Genomic DNA, 6,395 nt, shown 5'->3' with positions numbered 1-6,395 from the left:
ACCGTCCCCAACTGGTGTCGCAGTGGGACGCGCCCGCCAATACCCACACCCACAAGGTGCAGGTCGCAGACGGGCTCCTGCTGATCAACCACGAGCGATTCCCGTACCGGCCCAAGAAGCCGTTGGGCCCACACTCGGCCGGCGTCGCGGTCTACCGGGTCGACGAACCGTTCGAGCCGAAGCAGGTCGGGTTCTGGGAGTCCGGGGGCAAGGGCGTCCATCGCATCGTCTGGGAAGGCGGGCGCTATGCCCACATGTCCGGTGCGCCAGATGGATTCACCGACCGCATCTGGATGACCATCGACCTGATCGAGCCCGAGAAGCCCGTGCTCACCAGTCGGTGGTGGTGGCCCGGGCAGTGGAGCGCGGGAGGCGAGACCGCCGACTGGTCCGAGGGTCATCGGGTCGCGGCACACCACGGTCTGGTCGAGGACAAGTACACCTACCTGGGTTACGACGACGCAAATCTGGTCGTGCTCGACACGTCCGATCCGACGACCCCCCGGGAAGTGTCACGCCTGCAGTGGGGAGGTGGGGCGACCCACACCTGCATGCCGCTGATCGGTCGCGGACTGCTCGTCGTCACCGACGAACAGCAACACGACGGCCCGCACGGCGAGGAGCGACGGATACACCTGATCGACATCGCGGACCCGTCGGCACCGCGATACCTGCGGACGCTGCCCGCCCCGGCCGGGCCGTACGACGAACTCCCCCAACGCTTTGGACCCCACAACCTGCACGAGAACCGGGACGGGTCCTACCGCAGCGATCGGCTGGTGTTCGCGACCTACTTCAGCGCGGGTCTACGGGTGTACGACGTGTCGGATCCGCAGAATCCGCAGGAGGTCGCGCACTGGGTGAGCGAGGCACCGCCAGGTTCGGCCGTGCCGCAGTCCAACGATCTGTTCGTCGACGAGCACGGCCTGATCTGGGTCACCGACCGCGGCACCGGCGGGGTCTTATGTCTGGAGCCGCTGCCGGAGTTGGCCGATTTGATGACGCAGGCGGCTTCGTGAGCGGAGCCCCACCCGGGTTCACTGCCGACGGTGTCGATTTCATCGGGTACCACGATGCCGGCGGCAAGCCCGTCTTCAAGCTGGCCATGCAGGTCGTCCCGTCCGATTCATCAGGCGGTCGCTGGTACCTCTATGCGAGCCACTTCTGGGAACCTCGGCTGTCGATCTTCGACGTGTCCGACCCCGCCGACCCACGCCTCGTCGGCGCGATCGAGGGCCCCAATCATGCCGCGACCTGGCAGGTGCAGGTAGCCGACGGGCTACTGGTCCAGGGCATGGAGCATCGTCCGCAGGCGTGGGGCGGCGATCCCGCCCTCAACTCCGCCGAAGGCATCCGGTTTTTCGACGTGAGCGATCCCGTGGCGCCGAAGCCGTTGAGCGAGTGGCACACCGGCGAGCACGGCGTGCACCGCAACCACTTCACGGGTGGCCGCTACGTCCACGTGACGGCAAGCCGCCGCGGGTTCGACGGCAACATCTACGTGATTCTCGACATCGCCGATCCGCGACGTCCCGAGGAGGTGGCGATGTGGTTCCTCCCGGAGCAGTACGTTGCCGCCGGCGGAGCCGCCCCGCCGCGGCGCATCTCCCTGCACGGACCTCCGTACGTCCTCGGTGATCGCGTCTACCTCAGCTACGGAGCCGCCGGCGTCGTCATCCTCGACATCTCCGACATCCAGCGACCGAGGCTCGTCTCCCGGCTGGACATCGGGGCCGCGTTCTCCAGCATGATCGCGATGCACACCGTGATCCCCCTGCCGGCGCGAAACCTGTTGTTGGTCAACACTGAAGCGATCGCCGAACGGCAGCAGGAGGCATACAACTTCGCAGGCGTCGTCGACGTCACCGATGAGCAGAACCCGCGCCTGATGTCACTGCTACCGATCCCCGAGCCAGCAGCGGGCGCGGGGTATCCGAACTTCAGCACGCGGGGCGGGCGGTTCGGTCCGCACAATCAGCACCATCCACAAGGTCCCGCACTCTTCGCCGACGACAACCTGATGTTCATGACGTGGTTCAACGCAGGGCTGCGGGTCTACGACATCAGCGACGCCTATCTGCCGCGCGAGATCGCCTGGTACCTCCCCGACGATCCCACCGACCGCCGCGGCCTGTTGCCGAAGACGTTGGTCACGCAGTCCGAGGACGTCCTGGTCGATGCCCGCGGCAACGTCTACTTCTCCGACAAGAACCACGGCCTGCACGTCGTTCGGCTGACCGGGCGCTGATCCTCGGCTACGGCACTGACATCGGCGCTGTCAGCCCGAGGTCGGAGAGCACCGTCCGTGCGGTGTTGCGCCCTGGCCGCCCCGACACCGAACCACCGGGGTGCGACGTCGAGCCCGTCAGGTAGAGACCGGGGACGTCGGTGCGATAGTCGAGCCAGCCCGGGATGACGGTGCCGTCGTCCAGCGCGAACTCGCCGCCATGACAGGATCCGCCGATATTCGAGAGATTATGCGCAGCAAGTGATGTGGGTGATTCTGGCCTGATGGCCAGGATGTCGTCGTTCTCGATTCCATCGATGTGGCCTCGCGCGATACCCAATAGCAGCTGCGCGTACGCCATTGCATCGGCGTGCGACCACGCACGGCCGTCATGAAGCATCGGCGCTGCGGTCAGGAACTTGAACGTGCCGCCCGGCGCGCGGTCGGGATCGACCGCCGTCGATGACATCATCAGCAGCCACGGGTCCTCTGTCTCGAGGCGCCCTGACGACAGTCCCGCGATCTGGCGCAGCAAGCCCTCCGGGCTGCCGAGTCCCCCTGCGGCCGACATGACGGGTCCGCTCTCCGAGCGGTAGCGGGCGTCGGCACGGAGCGCGAAATGCACTGCGAACAAGGGAATCCCCGGTCGCCAGCAGCGTGCGGCCTCGTCGGCGACCGTTGAAGCGGCGCTGAGCATTCCGCGTAGTTCGCGTAGATGGCTGCCTGCGACGACGGCCCGGCCTGCCCGGAACTCGCGCCCATCGTCGGTGCGGACCCCGACGCAGCGCCCCTCTTCCACCAGGACCGACCGCACCCACGCCGAGGTCTCCACGGTGCCGCCGTGATCGGTGATGTGAGCGGCGAGAGCATCGGGCAACGCGCCAGAGCCGCCGACGGGGGTGGCCCAGCCGTATGCCAATCGACCAGCCATGATCGCGGCGGGCAGTGCGCCAGTGCCGGCTCGCTGAATCGGCTGGATCGTGGCGAAACCCATCCAGGCCATCACCTGGCGCGGCACCGAATGATGGAACGTCGAGGCGATCACGTCCCATGCGCTTCGGCGCCGCAGCTGTTCGTAACTGCGCGACCAGGATTCGTCGGGTAGCGGGAGTCCTGCGGACAGATACGCGTGCGCGGTCCGCTGGCCGGCGTTCCAGTCCTCGATCATCGTGACGAGCGCGTCGGCGTCGGCGCGGGAGTAACGGGCGAACTCCGCGGCGGTATCGGCGAGTTTCGGGTGGACCGTCAGCAGGTCGCCGTCGGGCAGTGGGAAGACCACCGCCGGGTCGGTGACGATGTACTTCAGCCCGTAGCGTGCGATCAGCCCAAGTTCGTCTTCGCGGATCAGCGGGTTCGACTGCAGCACAACGTGGGCCGTCGAGCACGAGTCGTGCCGCCACCCGGGCAGGGTGAGCTCTTCGGTCACGGTGTTGCCGCCGATCACGTCGCGACCTTCGAGCACGGTGACGGACAGACCGGCCTCGGCCAGGTACGCCGCGCAGATCAGTGCGTTGTGCCCGCCGCCCACCACGACGACATCACTGACCGGGTGATTCGACGAGGTTCTTGCCGAGGCTGGAGCCACTTTCGTCCTTCCGTCGATACATCGCTACTGCTACGGTAGAACCCTACGCAATCGTTTGCAATGGCGGGAACCGAAGAGGACTAAAGCATGGACGAGTACGTCGCATCCGCCCGTTCGCACTGGGGTCCCCGGTTCACTGCCAACGGTGTGCCTGCCGCCGACTTCGATCGGGTGATGGCCGGGCTGCAGTCCTGGGACGACTGGTGCGCCGTGTGGTCGGCCGCGGCGAGCGTCCACGAGGATCTCGGGCTCGAGGCGCTCGAGGACGGCCGACATCGCTCCGCGGGCGCACACCTGAGCACCGCGGCCGTCCTGTATCACTTCGCGAAGTTCGTCTACGTCCGCGATCTCGAGCAGATGCGTGCCGCCCACCAAGCGGCCGTGCGGTGCCTCGATGCCGCGCTGCCGCATCTCGACCCGCCGGGTGAACGGATCGAGATCCCGTTCGAGGGCTCGACGATGTACGGGATTCTGCGCAAACCTGACGGCCCGTCGCCCCATCCGACCGTGATCTGTGTGCCGGGCCTTGATTCGACCAAGGAGGAGTTGCGGGCAACCGAGCAGCTCTTCCTGGAACGCGGCCTCGCCACGTTCAGTGTGGACGGCCCCGGGCAGGGTGAAGCCGAGTACGACCTGCCGATCCGCGCGGACTGGGAGGTGCCCGGCCGGGTCTTCGTCGACGCCCTCATTGCCCGCGATGACGTCGACGCTTATCGCATCGGGGTCTGGGGGGTGAGCCTCGGCGGCTACTACGCACCCCGATTCGCCAGCGGCGACGAGCGGATCAAGGCATGCGTGAGCCTCTGTGGCCCATACACTTTCGGCGAGAACTGGGACGTCTTGCCCGCCCTGACCCGGGAGACGTTCACGGTCAGGTCACGCTCGAAGGACGAGGACGACGCCCGCGTCTTGGCGCTCACGCTCACCATGGCCGGTCGAACGTCGTCCTTGCGGTGCCCGACGCTGGTCGTCGCGGGCAAGAGGGACCGGCTGATCCCGTGGCAGCAGGCCGAGCGGCTGCACGACGAGGTGGACGGAAGCGACTTCCTGGCACTGGAGGACGGTAACCACGGCTGCGCCAACGTGCTTGCCGCACACCGGTATCGCACGGCGGACTGGATGGCGGCCCGCCTCGGGGAGCCGCGTTGATCGCCGCCACGATGTAGCCGGTCGTGAACGGCAATCGATTGTAGCGAGTATGTGCTGACCAGTTCGGAGCGTCACGGCTGCGTCAGTCGAACAATGGTGCGCGAGCTCAGCCGCCGAGGTGCTGGTCGAGGAACGCGATCACCCCGTCGATAGCGCGGTCCTGCACGTCATCGACCTCGACCGTGCCGTCGGCGCCGATGACTGGGTAAATGTAGCCGTGCAGCGGATGGTTCCACGAGACCCACGTGGCGTCCTTCCCGCTGGATTCCAACAGGTCGTAGCTCAGCCGGAAGATCCCCTGGAGATGGTCGTCGTCACGGCCCATCACCAGGATGGGCAGCGAGATGGGCGCGATTCGCTCGAGCGCGAGCCGCTCGTTGATCCGTGAGCGCACGAACGCGGTATCGCGCATCTGCATCTCCTCGAGGTTTCGCAGCTCGGTCTCCGGGTTCGTGAAGGCCGTGTCGTCCGGGGTGAGGTCGAGGAATTCGTGATTGGCGGGCTCGCAGGCGACCCCGGCCTTGAGCGGACTGTCGTACTGGGACGCGATCTTGAACAGCATTTCGCCTGCATGGCTCACTCCCACGTGACCGAGTCGCTCGGGGTCGATCTGCGGGTGCTGAGCCACGTGCTCGAGGATGGCGAGTTCGTCCTCGAACTCCAACGGCGAACGGTTCATCAGGTCCATGCCCTGCCGCTGGTCCACGACGAGGCGTCCGCCGTGATGGAAACCGAGCTCGACCTCGGCCCGGTACCGGCCCCACGCGCAGGCGTAACCGGCGTCGAGAAGGCGCTCCATGATGTACCCGTGGGTCTCGACCCGTCGGCGCAACCAGTCCAGACCGCCGCCGCCGTTGCCGTATGCGAGGAACACGAAGAGGGCTGGCCCGTGGCGTCCTCCGACGGCAGGCGAAGGGCGTAGGGGACGTATAGGCCATCCCGAGTCTCGGCCAGGCGGTAGGTGACCGGCCGCGAGGAGCCGTCTACGGATTCGGTGATCGCTGGATAGCCCTGTGCGGACATGACGCTTCTCCAAACGCTCAAGCCATACCTCAACCGCAAACGATTACGCCATAGCACCCCTAGCGGTTTGTGAGCGGAAACGTTCGCCCAGCGATCGTTTCCGCGCCCAAATCGCAAGGGAAGGAGGGGAGGGAGGGGGTCAGTTGCGGGTGGATCGGATGAGATCGGCGGCCTTCTCGCCGATCAGCACGCTGGGCGCGTGCGTGTGCCCGCGGATGATCGTCGGCATCACCGACGCGTCGGCCACCCGCAGTCCGTCGACGCCACGGACCCGTAGTTGCGGATCCACCACGCTGGCGTCGTCACTGCCCATCCGGCACGTGCCCACCGGGTGATAGAGCGTGTGCGACAACGTGTTCAGCGCCTGCTCCAGTGTCTCGTCGGTCAGCTCGCGCGCACCGGCCGGCCTGG

The 6,395-nt window shown here is 66.9% G+C and carries 6 protein-coding genes; 3 read left to right on the top strand and 3 right to left on the bottom strand.

All coding sequences use genetic code 11. The annotated features are described in order from the left end of the window. Positions 1-1,019 (top strand): LVIVD repeat-containing protein (locus QOC69_RS16650; RefSeq protein ID WP_526441462.1); only part of this gene is annotated, 1,019 nt, incomplete at its 5' end. Next, positions 1,016-2,248, top strand: a complete 1,233-nt coding sequence (locus QOC69_RS16645) for an LVIVD repeat-containing protein (protein ID WP_526441460.1) — start codon at positions 1,016-1,018, stop codon at positions 2,246-2,248. The genes QOC69_RS16650 and QOC69_RS16645, both read left to right, overlap by 4 nt. A gap of 7 nt (positions 2,249-2,255) precedes the next feature. Here QOC69_RS16645 and QOC69_RS16640 read toward each other — a convergent pair whose 3' ends face one another. Continuing rightward, positions 2,256-3,812, bottom strand: coding sequence for a phytoene desaturase family protein (locus QOC69_RS16640; protein WP_526441458.1), 1,557 nt, complete (start codon positions 3,810-3,812; stop codon positions 2,256-2,258). An 87-nt stretch (positions 3,813-3,899) separates the two neighbouring features. Here QOC69_RS16640 and QOC69_RS16635 point away from each other — a divergent pair, with 87 nt between their 5' ends. Then, complete coding sequence (locus QOC69_RS16635) at positions 3,900-4,961, top strand: alpha/beta hydrolase family protein (RefSeq protein ID WP_526441456.1); 1,062 nt, start codon at positions 3,900-3,902, stop codon at positions 4,959-4,961. A gap of 106 nt (positions 4,962-5,067) precedes the next feature. Here the strand turns inward: QOC69_RS16635 and QOC69_RS16630 are convergent, their stop codons facing one another. Both QOC69_RS16630 and QOC69_RS16625 read right to left on the bottom strand, forming a co-directional pair. After that, the gene (locus QOC69_RS16630; RefSeq protein ID WP_526441454.1) at positions 5,068-5,835 is read right to left on the bottom strand and encodes an alpha/beta hydrolase family protein; all 768 of its coding nucleotides are present in this window, start codon (positions 5,833-5,835) and stop codon (positions 5,068-5,070) included. 288 nt (positions 5,836-6,123) lie between these two features. Beyond that, positions 6,124-6,395, bottom strand: a 272-nt coding sequence (locus QOC69_RS16625; RefSeq protein WP_526441452.1) for a GMC oxidoreductase, incomplete at its 5' end; no start/stop codon positions are given.

Origin of the sequence: Mycobacterium sp. (assembly GCF_032162105.1) — a bacterium.
GTDB lineage: Bacteria > Actinomycetota > Actinomycetes > Mycobacteriales > Mycobacteriaceae > Mycobacterium.
This window is presented reverse-complemented; position numbering and strand designations above follow the sequence as displayed.